We start from the raw sequence: 16,958 nt of genomic DNA, 5'->3' as shown, positions 1-16,958 counted from the left end.
GCCCCGGCCCAGTCGCCCCGCGTCTCGGCCGCGCGGGCCTGGCTCTCGGCCTGGGCGCGCTGCTTCGGCGTGGCGCCGGCGGGCGGCAGGGCGGGCGCGCGGCGGGCGATCTCCGCCGCGTAGCCATTGGCATCCGTGCCCAGGCCGGGGAGGGAGAATTGCGAAGGCTGGGATTGCGAAGGCTGGGCCAGGGCGCCACCGGCCATCAGCGCCAGAACGAGGGCGAGCATGGGCAGGGCCAGAAACCGGCCGGGGCAGGCGGCGAGGCGGCGCATCGGCGAATCCTTCCTGGATTTGCGCCAGTTTAGTCGCGAAGGTTGAAAAAAGGCATCAACCCACGCCCCTGGCGCGCGTGGGGGCCTGCCCTGTCGGGATTGTGAAGCCCTGCATGGCCGTCACAGCAACAAACCTCTTGTCCCAACCTCTTTTCTCAAAATTCCGCTGCCTCTGGCGGCATTTTTTCATACCCAAATGGAAAAAGTTTTTTGGTTCTTTTTTCCAAAAAAGAACCTCTTCCCTTTTCTCTGGCTTTGGTTCTGGCTGTGGCGTGGCTTTCATCGCCAGAGCGTGACAAGGCTGGCGGGGCAGATGGCGGTTTCTTCAGCACGGTTTCATCCTTTATCAGCTTATGATCATGGCCATGGAAAGCCGCGCCTTACAGGCAGCCATCCGCTTTGGGCTTGGGCCCCGGCCGGATCATCCCCTGCCTGATGACCCCCTCCCCTGGCTGGACGCGCAGATCAGCGCGGAGGACCAGCCGCCGCCGCCGCCCAAGGGCATGGACCAGCCGCAGAGCCTGGCTGACAGCCTGCGGCTGTGGCAGCGCTTCATCGATGCCGGGCCGTTGCCGCCGGGCCAGCCCAATGTCCTCCAGCAATATGCCGTGGCCGAAGGCGCCGCCTGCCTGGGCTGGCGCATCGACACCCCCGCGCCCTATCGCGAGCGGCTGGTGGATTTCTGGAGCAACCACTTCACCGTCAGCCGCCGCGCCGGCCCTGTCTATGCGCTGGTCGGCAATTACATCCGCGAGGCCATCCGCCCGCATGTCACCGGCCGTTTCGCCGACATGCTGCTGGCGGTGGAGAAGCATCCGGCCATGCTGGTCTATCTCGACCAGGCGCGCTCCACGGGGCCGAACAGCCGGAGCGGGCAGCGCGGCCGCCGCGGGCTGAACGAGAATCTGGCGCGCGAGATCCTGGAGCTGCACACCCTCTCCCCCGCTGCCGGCTACACGCAGCAGGATGTGACCGAATTCGCCCGGCTGATGACCGGCTGGACCTTCCAGCGCGACAAGGAGCCGCTTGGCACCCTCTTCAACCCCAGCGCCCATGAGCCCGGGGAGAAACAGGTTTTCGGCCGGCGCTTCGCCGAGGGGGCGGCGGCCTATGAGGAGGCGCTGCTCTATCTCGCCGACCATCCGGCCACGCACCGGCATCTGGCGGTGAAGCTGGCGCGCCACTTCGTCGCCGATGTGCCGCCGCCGGCCACCGTGGCGCGGATCGAGGGGGTGCTGCGCGACACGCGGGGCGATCTTGGCGCCGTGGCGCGGCTGCTGCCGCGGCTGGATGAGGCCTGGGCGCCGCCGCTCTCCAAGCTGCGCGCGCCGCAGGACTATATCACCGCCGCCTACCGCGCCTGCGGGGCGGAGGGGCAGGCGGTGGGCCGTGTCGCCTGGGGTGCTGGCTATGTGCTGAACCAACCCCTGTGGAACGCGCCGCAGCCCAATGGCTGGCCCGATACCGCCGATGGCTGGCTGGGGCCGGAGCCGGTGATGCAACGGCTCGACTGGGCCTTCGAGACCGCTGGCCGCTTCGCGCGGCTGGATCCGAAGGACGTGCTGCAAACCACCCTGGGCCCGCTCGCCGGGCGTGAGACGCGCGATGCCGTGCGCCGCGCCGGCTCGACGCGCGAGGGCCTTGCCCTGCTGTTCGCCAGCGCGGAGTTCCAGCGCCGATGAGCCATCTTCCCAAACTGGGCCGCCGTGGCCTGCTGCTCGGCCTCGCCGCCATCGCGGCCACCCGCCATGCGCGCCTCGCCATCGCCGCGCCGCCGCACCCGGCCACGCGGCCGGTGGGGGAGGCGCGGATGGTCGTCGTCATCCTGCGCGGGGCGATGGATGGCATGTCCGCCCTCGTTCCTTATGGCGATGCCGCCTATGCCGGGCTGCGCGGCCCGATCGCCCTGGCCGAGCCGGGGCAGGAGGGCGGCGTGCTGGATTGCGGCGGCTTCTTCGGGCTGCATCCGCGGCTGACGGCGCTGCATGGCTTCTACAAGGAAGGCGCGCTGCTGCCGGTGCACGCGGTGGCTGGCCCCTACCGCAACCGCAGCCATTTCGAGGCGCAGGACATGCTGGAGAGCGGCGCCTCGCAGCGGCTGACCTCCGGCTGGCTGAACCGCGCGCTGTCCGACCTGCCGGGCCCGGCGGCGGACCATCCGGATGTGGCGCTCTCGCTGGGGCTGGACCTGCCGCTGCTGATGCGCGGGCCGCGCCGGGTGGATATGTGGGCGCCCTCCCGCCCCACGCGCCCGGCACCCGATCTCTATCTGCGCATGGCCGACCTGCTGCACGAGGATCCGCAGCTGGGCCCGGCCGTGACCGACGGCTTACGCAACCGCGGCTATGTCGAGGGGCTGATCAGCACCCCGCCGCGGAAGGGCGACTTCGCCGCCCTGGCCGGCACCGCCGGGCGGCTGCTGGCGGAGGCGGGTGGCCCGCGCGTCGCCGCGCTGGAGATGACGGGCTGGGACACCCATGCGGACCAGCTGCGCCGCATGGTGCCGGTGCTGGCGCAGCTCGATGACGGGATGGCCGCCCTGCGCGCCGCCCTGGGGGAGAGCTGGCGCCACACGGCGGTGCTGGTGATGACCGAGTTCGGCCGCACCGCGCGCGTCAATGGCAATGCGGGGACAGACCATGGCACGGGCGGCGCCGCCTTCGTGCTGGGTGGCGCCGTGGCCGGGGGGCGGGTGCTGGCGGATTGGCCGGGCCTCGGCGAGGGGCAGCTGTTCGAGAAGCGCGACCTGCAGCCGAGCCGCGACCTGCGCGCCCTGGCCAAGGCGCTGCTGCGCGACCACCTCCACCTGCCGGACAGCGCCATTGCCCGCGCCTTCCCCGGCAGCGAGGATGTGACGGCGGAGACCGGGCTGCTGCGCGCCTGACCGCCGCCGGTGGCCTTCCTGCCGGGCTTCAGCTCGGCAGGAAGAAGTCGCTGATCCCGAGCGAGCCGATGGCGACACCCTTGAAGATGACCTTGTCGCCATCGCCGAGGTCGAGGATGGTGCTGCTGCCCGACTTGTGCAGCGCGCCCTGGATTTCCGCCCAGCTGTCGAAGGCCGCGCCGAAGCCGCTCAGCAGCAGCTTGTCCTGGCCCACCGTGAAGTCGGTGATCTGGTCATAGCCATCGCCCTTGGCCAGCAGGAAGAGATCCTCGCCCGCGCCGCCCGTCAGCTTGTCGGTGCCGGTGCCACCCGCCAGCGTGTCATTGCCGGTGCCGCCAGTCAGCGTGTCATTCCCGGCGAGGCCGTAGAGCGTGTCATGACCGCTGCTGCCCGTCAGCAGGTTGACCAGCGCATTGCCCGTGCCCGTCAGCCCGCCCGCCAGCAGCGTCAGCCGCTCCAGCCCGTCGCCCAGCGTGTAGCTGAGGGAGGACTTGACCGTATCCACGCCGCTGCCGCCGGCTTCGGAGACCACATCGCCGATATTGTCGACGCTGTAGGTGTCATTGCCGGCGCCGCCGATCATGGTGTCCGCGCCCGCCTGGCCGTTCAGCACATCCTGCCCGGCGCCGCCTTCCAGCCAGTCATTGCCGTCGCCGCCGGCCAGGCTGTCATCGCCCGCCTGGCCATAGAGCGTGTCGCTGCCAGCAGCGCCCACCAGCGTATTGGCCCCGGCATTGCCGACGATGCGGTTGTCCGCCGCATTGCCGGTGCCGCGTAGATCCGCGCTGCCGGTCAGCACCAGATTTTCAAAATTGACGGCCAGGGTCCAGTTGATGCTGGCGCGGACGGTGTCGATGCCGGCGGTGTCGATCAGCGTATCGGCGGTTTCGCCGATGACAGAGGCGTCGATGATATAGGTGTCGTTGCCGGCGCCGCCTTCCAGGCGGTCGAGGCCTGCCCCGCCTTCCAGCGTGTCATTGCCCTCGCCGCCCAGCAGGATGTCATTGCCGGAACCGCCCGAGAGCGTGTCATTGCCGGCATCGCCGGAGAGGGTGTCGTTGCCCTCCGCGCCATAGATCGTGTCGTTGCCGCCAAGACCCGAGAGAAGATTGGCGCCGCCATTGCCGGTGATGGTGTTGGAGGCCGCATTGCCGGTGCCGTTGATGGCGGAGGCACCGGTCAGCACCAGGGCCTCGAACTCGCTCAACAGGGTGTAGGAGAAGCCGGCATAGATGGTATCGAAGCCGCCGCCGCTGGCCTCGGCGATGACGTCACCGGCACTGTCGAGGTAGTAGCTGTCATTGCCGGCGCCGCCCACCAGGGTGTCGTTGCCCAGCCCGCCATCGAGGATGTCATTGCCCGCGCCGCCGGCGAGGATATTGGCCGCGCTGTTGCCAATCAGCAGATTGTCCAGCCCGTTGCCGAAGCCGTCGATGGCGAGGCTGCCGGTCAGCACCAGATTTTCGACATTGGCGCCGAGGCTATAGCTGAAGCCGGCACGCAGGGTGTCCGTGCCCTCACCCGCCAGCTCGGTGACGACATCGCCGCTGCTGTCGACGAGATAGGTGTCATCGCCCGTGCCGCCCACCAGCGTGTCGTTGCCGGCGCCACCATCCAGCGTGTCATTGCCCGCGCCGCCGGTCAGGGTATTGGCCGCGCCATTGCCGGTCAGCGTGTTGTCCTGCGCATTGCCCGTGCCGGAGATGGCGCTGTTGCCCGCGAGGAGAAGATTTTCCAGATTGGCGGCGAGGGCATAGGTGACTGTGGTGCGGACGGTGTCCGTGCCCTCCTCTGCCAGTTCGATGATGATATCACCGCCGCTGTCGACGACATAGGTGTCGTTGCCGGCGCCACCCGCCAGCATATCGTTGCCGAGGCCGCCATTCAGCGTGTTGTCGGCGGCATTGCCGATGATCAGGTTGTCCAGCGCGTTGCCAATGCCGTTGATGGCATTCTGACCCGTCAGCGTCAGGTTCTGGATGATGCTGCCGCCATTCACCGCCGCCAGGTTGAAGGTGATGCTGGCGCGCACGCTGTTGGCGCCATCGAAGTCGCCGGAGAGGACATCCTTGCTGCTGTCGACGACATAGGTGTCGTTGCCCGCGCCACCCTGCATCGTGTCGGCGCCGCTGCCGCCATCGAGGACGTCATCGCCGGCATTGCCGTAGAGGGTATCCGCCCCGCCGCCGCCACGCAGGATATCGTCGCCATCGCCACCGGAGAGGGTGTCAGCGCCGGAGCCAGCCGTCACGTCCAGCCGCTCGATGCTGTAGAGATAGGTGGTGCCGTTGGAGAAGGAGAGCTCGCCCGAGGAAAGGCTGATCGCCGACTTCTCGCTGCTGTAGTCGAGAATGGCGAGGTCGTTGCCGTCACCGCCAGCGATGCTGTCACTGCCGCCGCCGCTGGCCAGCGTATCATCGCCCGCGCCGCCATGGAACGTGTCGTTCAGCGCGCCGCCCACCAGCGTGTCATTGCCGGAGCCGGAGAAGAAGGCGATCTGCTCGAAATTCGACGCAAAGGTGCCATCGGCCAGGATGTTCGTCGCCTGGGTGATATCAAAGATGAAGTCCACCGTGGCGGCAATGCGGTCGAGATACAGGAAATCCGTCCCCGCCCCGCCATCCAGCGTGTTGCCGCCAGAATAGCTGAAGACAGTGTCATCCCCTGCCCCGGCCTTCAGCACGTCATTGCCGAGGGCGTCATAAAGCGTGTCATTGCCGGAGCCGGTGGCGACCTGTATATGCTCGATATTATAGAGGTAGGTCGAAATTCCATAACCCTCTATGTATAAATTCGTATTGTTCGACCAATCCTTATAGAAATTCAGGTCGACGGTCTGGTCCGCGTAGTCGAGGATGGCGAGGTCGCTGCCGTCACCGCCATCCAGATCGTCACTGCCGCCGCCGCCGGTCAGCGTGTCATCGCCCGCGCCACCGGAGAGCTTGTCATTCAGCGCCCCGCCGGCCAGCGTGTCATTGCCAGAACCGGCGTGGAGATTGACCTGTTCGAAATTCGACGCCGTGGTGCCATCATCAAGGCTGTTCGTCGCCTTTGTGACATCAAAGATGATGTCCGCCGTGGTCGAAGAGCGGTCGAGATACAGAAAATCCGTCCCGGCCCCGCCATCCAACACATCGCCACCATGATAGCTTTCAACGCTATCATTGCCCGAGCCGGTGCTTACCTGCACGCGCTCGATGCTGGAGAGGGTGGCCGTAATCCCATTGCCCGTCAGGTAGAAATACGTGTTATTATAAGACCACCAGGGACTATAGAAATTCAGGTCCACGGTCTGGGCTGAATAATCCAGGATGGCAGTGTCGTTGCCTGCGCCGCCATCGAGATAGTCATCGCCGCCGCCGCCGGTCAGCGTGTCATCGCCCGCGCCACCGTAGAGCACGTCATTCAGCGCGCCGCCCACCAGCGTGTCATTGCCCGAGCCGGCATAGAAGGTGACCTGCTCGAAGTTGGAGAGGGTGCTGCCATCGGCGAGGCTGTTCACCGCCTTTGTGACATCGAAGGCGAAGTCCACGCTGGCGTGAAAGCGGTCGAAATACAGGAAATTCGTCCCGGCCCCGCCATCCAGCGTATCAGTGCCGTCGCGGCTGTAGACGGCATCATCCCCCGCACCGGCCTTCAGCACGTCATTGCCGACGGTATCATAGAGCGTGTCATTGCCACTGCCCGTGGTGACCTCCAGCCGCTCGACATCATAAAAATAGAGGGTGCCGGCAGAGGTGGAGAGGCTGCCATAGCCGTCGAGCCAGGCGCCCTCCGTCTCGGAGGAATAATCGAGAATGGCAAGGTCGTTGCCTTCGCCACCAAAGAGAGAGTCACTGCCACCGCCGCTGATCAGCGTGTCATCGCCCGCCCCGCCATAGAACGTGTCAGCCTCCACCCCGCCTTTCAGCGTGTCATTGCCTTCGCCACCATCGAGAGAGTCGCCCCCCCCGCCGCCGGTCAGCGTGTCATCGCCCGCACCGCCAGAGAGCGTGTCGTTCAGCGTGCCGCCCACCAGCGTGTCATTGCCCGAACCGGCCTGGATGTTGACCAGTTCGAAGCCAGTCACCGTTGTGCCATCGACGGATAGCGTCGCGCTGGCGTCCAGCACGAAGCTGAGATCCGCCGTGGCCGAAGAGCGGTCGAGATAGAGGAAATCCTTCCCCGCCCCGCCATCCAGCGTATCAGCGCCGTAGCGGCTGTAGACGGCATCATCCCCCGCACCGGCCGCCAGCACGTCATTGCCGATGGCATCATAGAGCGTGTCGTTGCCGGATCCCGTGGTGATCTGCACGCTCTCGATATCGCTGTACGTCGTGTAGAGGCCATTACCAGAGATCGCGAAGTAGGTCGTGTTCCACCACGGCGCATAGATGCTCAGATCCACCGTCTGCGCGGAATAATCGAGGATGACGAGGTCATTGCCGTCCCCGCCATAGAGGTAGTCACCGCCGCCGCTGCCGCCGGTCAGCGTGTCATCCCCCGCATCGCCGGACAGCCAGTCAGCCTGCGTCCCGCCCACCAGCGTGTCATTGCCTTCGCCACCATAGAGAGAGGCGCCCCCCTCACCGCCGGTCAGCGTGTCATCACCCGCATCGCCATAGAGCGTGTCGTTCAGCGCGCCGCCCGCCAGCGTGTCATTGCCTTCGCCACCATAGAGAGAGGTGCCCCCATCACCGCCGGTCAGCGTGTCGTCACCCGCACCGCCATAGAGCGTGTCGCTCAGCGCGCCACCCACCAGCGTGTCATTGCCCGAACCGGCATAGAAGGTGACCTGCTCGAAATTCGACACCTTGGTGCCGTCGGGCAGGGTGGCTGCGGTCTTGCCCAGGGTGAAGGTGATATTCGCCGTGGAGCCCGAGCGGTCGAGATAGAGGAAATCCGTCCCCGCCCCGCCATCGAGTGTGTCCGAGCCATAGAAGCTGTAGACGGCATCATCTCCCGCCCCGGCCTTCAGCACGTCGTTGCCGGTGGAGTCATACAGCGTATCGTTGCCGGAGCCTGTGGTGATCTGCACGCGCTCGATATCAGCAATCGTGATATAGCTGTTGGCGGCATACAGGCTGAAAGAGGTTCCACCGCTCACATAGGTCCAGATTCCCGCCGTGTCGGTGGCGTAGTCGACAATGGCGAGGTCACTGCCATCGCCACCATAGAGGTATTCGCTGCCGCCATCGGCGCTGAAGCCGCCGCCATGCAGCGTGTCATCGCCAGCGCCGCCCTCCAGGTAATCGGCGCCGGTGCCGCCATTGAGGGTGTCATTGCCGTCGCCCCCATACAGCGCGTCATTCCCCGCGCCGCCGCTCAGGATGTCGTCTCCATCCCCCCCGATCAGCGTGTCCTGGCCCGCATTGCCGGCCAGCGTGTCATTGCCGGTGCCGGCGGGGTTGTAGCTGCTGGTATCGGTGCCCCCGAAAATGATGTCATCGCCAGAGGTGCCCGAAATCTTGTCGTTCAGGGGGGTGCCAGAGAGAGTGGCCATCGGGGGCTGCGCCTTTTGCCGGGGGGGGCGGGGAGACGCATCGATACTATGCAGCAACAAACAACGCCGGATAGAAAATTTTTTCTTTCAGATCGCTGGTTAGGTTAATTTTTTCACAGGTATTCTCACAAAAACCACAGAAAATAATAAAATAGTATTTTTTATTTATAATGGATATATCTCAAAATATAAATCCCTCTGCCCGCCCGGGTTGCATTCCCCTCACCCGCGCAGGCTGGTCCAGTAGCAGCCCTCCATCGGCAGCGCGGCGAAATCCCGATTCACCCGCTCCAGCAGCCGCTCCGGGCCCAGCCGCAGCCCGGGATGCAGCCACTCCGCCAGCGCCTGCAAAGCCACGAGATGCAGCGGCGTCTCGTTGAAACCCAGCCACAGCGCATGGGCGCGCCCTGCCCGCGCTGCCGGGAGAATGTCCAGCTTCTGCGCCCGCAGCATGGCGGCGAGGCTCTCCCGCGCCACCTCCGGCGCGATGCCGGCGCCGAGCGCAACACCGCCCCGCCCGTTATAGACGCCGCCCGTCGCCAGATAGACCGGCGCATCCGCCGTCATCACGCTCTCACGGCTGAGCTGGCCGAGCGCGCCGGGCAGCAGCCCCGCGGCGATGCTCCGCCCGCCCACGCGGCGCAGGAAATCGGCGAAGCTGCCCTGGGCGATGGAATAGCAGCACTCCCGCCCGCCGGCATTGTTGTGCAGCAGGACCGGCACCTCCGCCCCGCGCGGCAGGGCGGCATCCAGCCGCGCCATCTCCGCGCGGTAGAGCGCGGCGAAGGCCGCCGCCTGCTCCCGCCGGTCCAGCACCGCGCCGAGCAGCGCCAGGCTGGGCAGCGTATCGGCCAGCGGGTCGGCCATGAAATCCACCACCAGGCAGGGCAGGCCGAGCCGCTCCAGCCGCGCCAGCACCTCGCTGCCGCCACGCGCGTCGAGCGGGGCGATGGCGCCGCGCGTCAGCAGCACGAGATCCGGCTGCAGGGCCAGCACCGCCTCCACCGAGAGATCGGCCAGGATGCGCCGCCCGAGCGCCGGCACCCCCGCCAGCGCGGGGAAGCGCCGCGCCCAGGCGGCGGCCTCGTCCGGCAGGGCCTGCTGCATGTCGCTGGCCCAGCCGGCGAGCAGCGAAACCGGATCCGGATGCAGCAGCCCCATCATGCCGAGCAGCCGCCCCTGCGCCAGCACGATGCGGCGCGGCGGGCGCGGCAGGGTGACGCCGCGCCCCAGCAGGTCCACCAGCCGCAGCGGCGCCGTGGCGCGGGCCAGCCCCGGCGCCAGAGCTGGAAGAGCAAGGGCCGGAAGCGCGAGAGGCAGGGAAAACCCCGCCGCCGCCCGCAGCAGCCCGCGCCGCCCCGGCTCAGAAGCGCGCCGTGACACTCGCCACCACCTGCAACGGCTCGCCCAGCGCCACGCCCAGATTGGTGCCCTGGGTGGAGGTGTAATAGGTGCGGTCGAACATGTTCTTCACATTGACCTGCAGGCGGACATCCTTCTGCTCGATGCGCGTGTCATAGGCCACGAAGGCATCGAAGACCTGGTAGGCGGGCAGGTCGAAGGTGTTTTCCGAATCCCCCGCCCGGTGCGCCATATGCCGCCCGCCAAAGCCGGCGCGCAGCCCCTCCGAGCCCAGCACCGCGCCGAAATCATGCACCCAGAACAGCGAGGCCGTCATGGCCGGCACATTCCACAGCCGGTTGCCCTCCAGTGTCGGGTCGCGCGTCACCTTGGCATCGGTGATGGCATAGCTGCCGATCAGGCTGTCCCGCCGCGTCACGCGCCCGGCCACGTCCAGCTCCACCCCGCGCGAGCGCACCGCCCCCGCCGTCGCCGTGTAGGTCGTGCCGCCCTGCGTGTAGTTGTAGGCGACATTGCGCTTGTCGATGTCGAACACCGCCAGGGTGGCGCTCAGCCCCTCGCCGAGATCGAGCTTGGCGCCCACCTCGTAGGAGCGCGCCGTCTCCGGCGGCAGCGCGCCATAGGCGGTGGAGATGGAGGAGTTCGGCTTGAAGGATTCGCTGTAGCTGGCATAGAGCGCCAGCTCCGGCATCACCCGGTAGACGAGGCCGAGGCGCGGCACCAGCCGGCCATCCTCCACATCCGTGTTGCGCCGGAAGGGGCGGCCGCGCCCGGCCACCTGGTCGAAATGCTCGTAGCGCAGCCCGCCCACCAGGATCCAGCGATCCGTCAGGTGCAGGCTGTCCTGGGCGTAGAAGGCGACACTTTCCACCCGCTCCATCTGGTCGCTGTCGCTGGCGAGGCCGCGGCGCCCCGGCGCGGCGAGCCGCCCATAGACGGGGTTGTAGATGTTGAAGCCGCTGGTGTTGGTGCCACGCACCATCTCGCTGCGGCGGGTGCTCTGGTAGTCGTAGGAGGTGCCGAAGAGCAGGTCGTTGCGGAAGCCCAGCAGGTTGACCCGGCCATTCAGATCCGCCCGCACGGCGTGGGAGAAGCGGGTGGAAGCCTCCGTCGCATCCGCCCGCCGCACCAGCGCGCCCGTCGCCGCGTTGTAGCTGATGATGCGCGCATTCTGGTCGGAATAGTCGTTCAGGCTGTAGGCGTAGCCGAGCGAGACGCGCCAGTCCTGGTTCAGCTGATGGCCGGCATTGAGCCCGACATAGTCGGAATAGCCGCGCTGGGTGTTATAGGGCTCGTCGAAGCGCGTGCGGCGGCTGACCGGCACCGCCCGGCCCGTCGCCGGGTCGAAGATGGTACCGCGGTCGAAGGGCACCGCGTAATCCTCATGGAAATAGCGGAGTTCGATGCGCGTCCTGTCATCCAGCCAGGCGAGGGAAGGGGCGATCTGCCGACGCTCGATATGGCCGAAATTGCGCCAGTAATCCTCGCGCTGGTCCTCGCCCGCCAGGCGGAACGAAAAACCATTCGCCAGCGGCCCCGTCACGTCGAAGCCGGCCGAGCCGCCGCCGAAGCTGGTGTAGCGCAGGTTGGCGCTGCCATGCAGCGCATCCTCCGGCCGCAGCGGCACGATGTTCACCATGCCGCCCGGGTCGAGAATGCCATAGAGCGCGGAAGCCGGGCCCTTCAGCACCTCCACGCTGTCCGTCATCACCGACATGCTGTGCGGCAGCATGGTGCGCAGCCCGTCAATCATGATCGAGCCGTCGCGGTTGTCGCCGAAGCCGCGCCGCATGAAGGCGTCCTGCGTGCCGCCCAGCGCATTGGCCTGGGCGATGCCGCTGACATTCACCAGCGCATCATCCAGCGTGCGGGCCTGCTGGTCCTGCAACACGGCGCGCGGCACCACGGCCACCGATTGCGGCACCTCCATCAGCGGCGTGGCGGGGGCACCGCCCAGGGTGGTGGCGCGCGGCTGGTAGCCCTCGGCCAGGGCATTGCCCTGCCCTTCGACGGCAACGGTGGGCAGGGCGGTGGCGCTGTCGCCCACCGCCGTTTGGGCCGCCGTTTGGGCCGCCGTTTGGGCCGCCGTTTGGGCCGCCAACGGCGCGGCGGCGAGCAGCCCGGCGGCGGCCAGCGGCACCAGGGTCGCAGGGCGTGTCCGGCGGCGGGCCTTTGCGCGATTAGGAATTATTCTCATCTTCTGGCAAAATGGCATCGACATGCGGACAGTCCCAGGACAAAGCGCAGGATGCCATCGAAAGATACGATGGCAGGAGGAAGCGGCCCTCCGCACCTTTGCCGGGTTCACCCCAGTGGGGCAGCCGCATGGCAGGGCTGGCGAGCCTGTATCGCAGCGGTTACACGCTCGCCCGCGTCCAGGAAACCGGGAAAATTTGCCACCACTCCATCAGGGAATTCGATAGACGCCATGCCCGCCCCCCTGCCCGGCACCGAGCAGATCCAGGCCTTCCTCGCCGTGGTGGAACATGGCAGCCTCTCCGCCGCCGCCCAGGCGCTGCACCGCACGCAATCCAGCATGACCTACGCCATCCAGCGGCTGGAGGCGGATCTCGGCGTGGTGCTGTTCGAGCGGGGGCAGCGCGGCGCGCGGCTGACGCCGCAGGGCAAGGCGCTGCTCCCCGTCGCCCGCCGCATGGCGCAGGAGATGGAGACGCTGCGCCGCACCGCCGAGGGGCTGTCCCAGGGCGTCGAGGCCAAGCTGATGCTGGCGGTGGAGGCCGCCTTTCCCGCCGCCCGGCTGGTGGCGCTGCTGGCCGCCTTCCGCCAGGCCTTTCCGCTGGTGCGGGTGCGCGTGGCCGTGGAGTCCATGCATGCCACGGCCGAGGCGGTGCAGGGCGGGCGCTATGCGCTGGGCGTGCTCGGGCCGGTGGTGGAACGCTACCCGGACCTCGCCGCCGTGCCGATCGGCGGGGTGGAGCGCGTGCCGGTGGCCGCCCCCGCCCACCCCCTGGCGCAATGGCCCGGCGAGATCCCGGCCGAGGCCTTCCGCGACCATGTGATGCTGGTGCTCTCCAGCCATTCGCGGGAGCCGCGCCGGCGCCCCCTCACCCTGCCGAATGGCGGCATCTGGCGGGTGAACGACCTCGCCACCAAGCGCGCGCTGATCGCCGGCGGGCTGGGCTGGGGCCGCCTGCCCCTGCCGATGGCGGAGGAGGACATCGCCCGCGGCCGCCTCCAGCGCCTGCGCCCCGCCCGGCTGGAAGGGCTGGACTGGAGCGCGCCCCTGCCTCTCTTCGTCGTCCAGCGCCGCGATGAGGCCCTGGGCCCGGCGGCCTCCTGGACGCGGGAAGCGCTGATCCGCATGGCGGAAGAATGATTTTTTCAGTAATGTTCTTTTTTGAAAAAAAGAACCAAAAAACTTTTTTCAGTTGGCGTCCCGCCGCGGGCCTGAGGCGGGACGCCAAACTGGAAAAGTCTTTTTGCTTCTTTTTCTTCAGAAAAAGAAGATAATTCAGTTTTTTACGCCGCGCTGGGCGGCCTGAAGGCCTGGATCGGCGGCAGATTGCCCACGAAGCGCTCCACCTCGATGGCCGTCAGCTGCCCGGTGCAGCCCTGGGCGAGGTTCGAGGTACCGGCATCGCGCGTCAGCACATTCGGGTTGCCATGGACACAGAGGGACTTCTCCTCCTCCGGGTCCACCGGGTCGTACCACGCGCCGGTCGCCAACTGGACGACGCCCTGGCGCACCCCGTCATCCAGCCGCACCCCGGCGAGGCAGGCGCCGCGCTCGTTGAACAGGCGGATGATGTCGCCATCGCCGATGCCGCGCGCGGCGGCGTCCACCGGGTGCATGCGCGCCACCTCGCGCCCGCGCAGCTTGGACTCCTGCGAGTGGCCGCCAAAGTCGAACTGGCTGTGCAGGCGCGTCGCCGGCTGGTTGGCCACCAGCATCAGCGTCGCCCCCGGGCGCGGCACATCGGTGGGCTCCAGCCAGGCGGGATGGCCGGGGCAATCGGCCTCGCCGAAGCTGGCCACCGTCTCAGAGAAAATCTCGATGCGGCCGGAGGCGGTGGAAAGGCGGTTGCCCTCCGGGTCCTGGCGGAAGGCGCGCAGCAGGCCGCCATCATCGGGCGCCTGCGGCAGCGGCAGAGTGCCGGCCTGCCAGAACGCCTCGAACTCCGGCGCGGGGGCGCCCAGCGCCGCCAGGGCCTCCCGCGTGCGGCCATAGAGGTGCTCCAGCCACTGGCGCGCGGTGCGGCCCTCGGTGAAAGCCTCCTCCACACCCAGGCGGCGGGCGAGGCCGGCGAAAATGGCGTAGTCGTCCCGCGCCTCGCCATAGGGCTCGGCCAGCTTGTGCATGGCCACCAGCAGCGGGTCGTTGGAGCTGGCGCCGATATCCTCGCGCTCCAGCGTCATGGTGCAGGGGAGCACGATATCGGCATGGCGCGCCGTGGCGGTCCAGGCCAGTTCATGCACCACCAGCGTCTCCACCCGCGCGAAAGCCTGGCGCAGCCGGTTGAGGTCCTGGTGGTGGTGGAAGGGGTTGCCGCCCGCCCAGTAGACCAGCTTGATATCGGGATAATGCCGCGTCTGCCCGTTGTAGCGATAGGCGCCGCCCGGGTTCAGCAGCATGTCGGCGATGCGGGCGACGGGGATGAAATCCGCCACCTTGTTGCGCCCCTGGGAAAGGGTGGGCACCGGCACCGCGTTGTAGCGGCGGCCGTAATAGCCGATGGCACCCAGCGCATAGCCATAGCCGCCGCCGGGCAGGCCGATCTGCCCCAGCATCGCCGCCAGCACGGCGCCCATCCACACCGGCTGCTCGCCATGCTCGGCGCGCTGGAGGGCATGGGCCACCACCACCAGCACGCGCCGGCCGGCGAGGCCGCGCGCCATGGCCAGGATCTCCGCCGCCGGCACGCCGGTGATGGGCTCGGCCCAGGCGGCATCCTTGGGCTGGCCGTCGGCGCGGCCCATCAGGTAGTCCTCGAAGACGGGGAAGCCCACCGTGTAGCGGTCGAGGAAGGCGCGGTCATGCAGCCCCTCCGCCACCAGCGTATGCGCCAGGGCGAGCATCAGGGCGGTGTCGGTGTTGGGGCGCAGGCTGGTCCATTCCGCCCCCGCCTCCTCCGGCAGGTCGCTGCGCAGCGGGCCAACCAGGAGAAAACGGCAGCCGCGCGCCTTCGCCCGCGCCATCGCCCCGCGCTCGACATGCTGGCTGATGCCGCCGCCCGCCACCATGGAGTTCTTCAGCGCCATGCCGCCAAAGGCCAGCACCACATCCGTGTGCTCGGCGATCTGCTCCCAGGTGACGTTGTTCTTCGTCAGGTCCTCGTAATTGCCGAGGATATGCGGCACGATCACCGTGGCCGCGCCGGAGCTGTAGCTGTTGACCGAGCGGACATAGCCGCCCAGCGCGGTGTTGAGGAAGCGGTGGACCTGGCTCTGCGCGTGGTGGAAGCGCCCGGCGCTGGCCCAGCCATAGGAGCCGCCGAAGACCGCGCCCGGGCCATGCGCGCCGCGCACACGGGCCAGCTCTCCGGCCAGCAGATCCAGCGCCCTGTCCCAGGAGACGGGGACGAACTCATCCCGCCCGCGGCGGGAATCCGGCCCCGGCCCGCGCTCCAGCCAGCCGCGGCGGACCATCGGCCGGGCGATGCGCGCCTCATGCCGCAGGGCGGCGGGGAAATTGTCGATGATGCCGTTCGGGTCCGGGTCGCCGGGATGCGGGCGGACCTCCAGCGCGCCGCCGCGCATGCGGGCGGTGAAGACGCCCCAGTGGGAGCTGTGCTGGCGGAAACCGTCTTCCGGCGTCTCGGTCATGGGGCGGGGCATCCCTCGGCTGCAACAGGGCGGGGAGCTTGCCCATCGGGGCGGCCTTGTCAAACCGGGGCGGGGCCAGGTCATGACGGGGGCAACAGGCCTTGGAAGGCGTTGACGGCTTTCATTTATGTATGTTCCATAAATGAAAAGGCCGCCCCAACCAGGCCTTCCAGGGAGAGACATCCATGACTGTCGCGCTCACGCGCCGCCGGGCCATGCTGGCCGGGCTGGCGCTGCTGCCCGCCCTGCCGCGCCCGGCGCTGGCCTTCCCCGACCGGGCCCTGCGGATCGTGCTGGGCTTCCCGCCCGGCACGGGGCCGGACCTCGTCGCCCGGCTGCTGGCCGATGCGCTGCGGGAGGCCAGCCCCGCCGGGGTGGTGGTGGACAACAAGCCCGGCGCAGCCGGGGCCATCGCCGCGCAGGAGGTGGCGAAATCCGCCGCCCCCGATGGCCATACCCTGCTGCTGGGCGAGGTCGGGCAACTGGCCATGGCGCCCAGCACCTATGCCCGGCTGCCCTATGATCCGGGGCGGGATTTCGCCGCCATCGCCGAGATCGCCGCGGCTGATTTCGCCTTCGTCGTGCCGGCGGCGCTGCCGGTGAGCGACCTCGCGGGCTATGTCGCCTGGGCAAAGGCGCAGCGCAGCGTCTTCCTGGCCACCTTCGGCGCCGGCACGCCGGGGCATTTCGGCGCCGCCATGCTGGCCAGCGGCACGGGGATCCCGGCCGAGGCGGTGCATTTCCGCGCCACGGGGGATGCCGTGGCGGCGGTGCTGGGCGGGCAGGCGCAGGGCATGTTCGCCACGGTGGCGCTGGCCGCGCCGCATGTGCGCGCCGGGCGGATGAAGGCGCTGGCCACCACCGGCCCCGCCCGCGCCGCCCTGCTGCCCGAGGTGCCGACGACCACGGAGCTGGGCCAGCCCGCGCTGCGCTTCGGCGCCTGGTTCGGGCTGGTGGCCCCGGCGGCGACGCCCGCCCCGGTGCAGGCGGCGCTGGAGGGCGCCGTGCTGGGCGCCCTGGCCACGCCCGGCCTGCGCAGCCGGCTGGAGGAAGCCGGCTTCCGCCCCGGCGGCGCCGGGCGGGAAGCCTTCGCCACGCTGATGCGCGAGGAGACGCGGCGCTGGGCGGAGGTGGTGCGCGCCACCGGCTTCCAGGCGCTGGAATAGCCCCG

General features: G+C 68.5%; 10 protein-coding genes. 4 read left to right on the top strand and 6 right to left on the bottom strand.

Annotated features, from left to right (window positions below; all coding sequences use genetic code 11):
* A partial coding sequence (locus NON00_RS12870; protein ID WP_256021568.1) for a hypothetical protein occupies window positions 1–275 on the bottom strand: 275 nt, incomplete at its 3' end.
* Window positions 276–430: 155 nt separating this feature from the next.
* On the bottom strand, window positions 431–607 hold the full coding sequence (locus tag NON00_RS12865; RefSeq protein ID WP_256021566.1) for a hypothetical protein: 177 nt from the start codon (window positions 605–607) through the stop codon (window positions 431–433).
* 33 nt (window positions 608–640) lie between these two features.
* Here NON00_RS12865 and NON00_RS12860 point away from each other — a divergent pair, with 33 nt between their 5' ends.
* Window positions 641–1,957, top strand: coding sequence for a DUF1800 family protein (locus NON00_RS12860; protein WP_256021564.1), 1,317 nt, complete (start codon window positions 641–643; stop codon window positions 1,955–1,957).
* Window positions 1,954–3,159, top strand: coding sequence for a DUF1501 domain-containing protein (locus tag NON00_RS12855; RefSeq protein ID WP_256021561.1), 1,206 nt, complete (start codon window positions 1,954–1,956; stop codon window positions 3,157–3,159). Before NON00_RS12860 ends, NON00_RS12855 begins: the two co-directional genes overlap by 4 nt.
* Window positions 3,160–3,187: 28 nt before the next feature.
* Here the strand turns inward: NON00_RS12855 and NON00_RS12850 are convergent, their stop codons facing one another.
* The 3 genes from NON00_RS12850 to NON00_RS12840 all read right to left on the bottom strand — a co-directional run bounded on the left by NON00_RS12850 (window position 3,188) and on the right by NON00_RS12840 (window position 12,143).
* Complete coding sequence (locus tag NON00_RS12850; RefSeq protein WP_256021559.1) at window positions 3,188–8,641, bottom strand: calcium-binding protein; 5,454 nt, start codon at window positions 8,639–8,641, stop codon at window positions 3,188–3,190.
* 222 nt (window positions 8,642–8,863) lie between these two features.
* Window positions 8,864–10,024 carry an ABC transporter substrate-binding protein gene (locus NON00_RS12845; protein WP_256021556.1) on the bottom strand — a complete coding sequence of 387 codons (1,161 nt, stop codon included), beginning with the start codon at window positions 10,022–10,024 and terminating at the stop codon, window positions 8,864–8,866.
* Window positions 10,005–12,143 (bottom strand): TonB-dependent siderophore receptor, encoded by a 2,139-nt coding sequence (locus tag NON00_RS12840; RefSeq protein WP_256021554.1) that lies wholly within the window; start codon window positions 12,141–12,143, stop codon window positions 10,005–10,007. The genes NON00_RS12845 and NON00_RS12840 overlap by 20 nt, the downstream gene beginning before the upstream one ends.
* Before the next feature lie 288 nt (window positions 12,144–12,431).
* Between NON00_RS12840 and NON00_RS12835 the strand changes: the two genes are divergently transcribed.
* Window positions 12,432–13,340 (top strand): LysR family transcriptional regulator, encoded by a 909-nt coding sequence (locus NON00_RS12835; protein WP_256021552.1) that lies wholly within the window; start codon window positions 12,432–12,434, stop codon window positions 13,338–13,340.
* Between the two features lie 143 nt (window positions 13,341–13,483).
* Here the strand turns inward: NON00_RS12835 and NON00_RS12830 are convergent, their stop codons facing one another.
* Entirely contained in the window at window positions 13,484–15,787 is a 2,304-nt protein-coding gene (locus tag NON00_RS12830) for a molybdopterin guanine dinucleotide-containing S/N-oxide reductase (protein WP_256021549.1), read from the bottom strand.
* Between the two features lie 185 nt (window positions 15,788–15,972).
* On the opposite strand from NON00_RS12830, the gene NON00_RS12825 reads away from it, so the two are divergent.
* Window positions 15,973–16,953 carry a tripartite tricarboxylate transporter substrate binding protein gene (locus tag NON00_RS12825; protein WP_256021546.1) on the top strand — a complete coding sequence of 327 codons (981 nt, stop codon included), beginning with the start codon at window positions 15,973–15,975 and terminating at the stop codon, window positions 16,951–16,953.
* The last annotated feature ends 5 nt before the right edge of the window (window positions 16,954–16,958 follow it).

Origin of the sequence: Roseomonas sp. GC11 (genome assembly GCF_024437745.1) — a bacterium.
In the GTDB taxonomy this organism is placed as follows: Bacteria; Pseudomonadota; Alphaproteobacteria; order Acetobacterales; family Acetobacteraceae; genus Pseudoroseomonas.
The sequence above is the reverse complement of the archived record's forward strand: the minus strand, read 5'-3'. Positions and strand labels throughout refer to the sequence as shown.

Bases quoted from the DNA above. Each gene is read 5' to 3' on its own strand.
- NON00_RS12860 (WP_256021564.1), top strand. From the start codon at position 641: ATGGAAAGCCGCGCCTTACAGGCAGCCATCCGCTTTGGGCTTGGGCCC.
- NON00_RS12855 (WP_256021561.1), top strand. From the start codon at position 1,954: ATGAGCCATCTTCCCAAACTGGGCCGCCGTGGCCTGCTGCTCGGCCTC.
- NON00_RS12850 (WP_256021559.1), bottom strand. From the start codon at position 8,641: ATGGCCACTCTCTCTGGCACCCCCCTGAACGACAAGATTTCGGGCACC.
- NON00_RS12835 (WP_256021552.1), top strand. From the start codon at position 12,432: ATGCCCGCCCCCCTGCCCGGCACCGAGCAGATCCAGGCCTTCCTCGCC.
- NON00_RS12830 (WP_256021549.1), bottom strand. From the start codon at position 15,787: ATGACCGAGACGCCGGAAGACGGTTTCCGCCAGCACAGCTCCCACTGG.
- NON00_RS12825 (WP_256021546.1), top strand. From the start codon at position 15,973: ATGACTGTCGCGCTCACGCGCCGCCGGGCCATGCTGGCCGGGCTGGCG.